Genomic DNA, 591 nt, shown 5'->3' with positions numbered 1-591 from the left:
GGTCGGCTCCCGCCGCGGACGCGTCCTGGAGCACCACCCGCAGCCGCGGCGGGTCCGCGAGCCCGGCGAGCGCCTCCGGAAGCCCGCGCAGGACGGCGACCAGGACGGGCAGCAGATAGGCGTCGGGGTCGGTGCGCACCACGTACCCGTCGGGCCGGACCCGCACCTCGTACTGCTGGGGGCGGAGGGCGCCCCGGGAGAGGATCTCGTGGACGGTGTACTCGAGGGTGATGCGCGCCTCCGGATGACCGGACAGGTCTTCGGCCCGGAAGGTGATCACGGCGTGGGCCCGCGGTGGCGCGCCGGAGCCGGACCGGCCCGCGCCGGCCGCCGGGGACGGCTCGACGGACCCGGACAGCCGGCGTGCGATCCGGGGGCGGACCGTCGCGAACGCCTCCCCGGCGGCGGGCACGGTGAGCGTTCCGGAACGGGACGGCGTGGACGCGAGGAAGTCGCCGGGCGCGCGGCCCGCGCGCTCGTCGATCAGACCGCCCACCCGTTCCAGCAGCTCGGCGGTGCGGTTGCGGGCGGTGCGGGGCAGACCGCGCAGCAGCAGGTCCCGCACTCCGGGGCGGAAGGCGTAGGAGCCGG

The 591-nt window shown here is 77.7% G+C and carries 1 pseudogene; it reads right to left on the bottom strand.

Going from position 1 to position 591, the window contains the following annotated elements:
- Positions 1–591, bottom strand: a pseudogene (locus B7767_RS42605) (serine/threonine protein kinase); the annotation flags it as partial.

Source organism: Streptomyces sp. 13-12-16, assembly GCF_002114215.1.
Lineage (GTDB): Bacteria > Actinomycetota > Actinomycetes > Streptomycetales > Streptomycetaceae > Streptomyces.
This window is presented reverse-complemented; position numbering and strand designations above follow the sequence as displayed.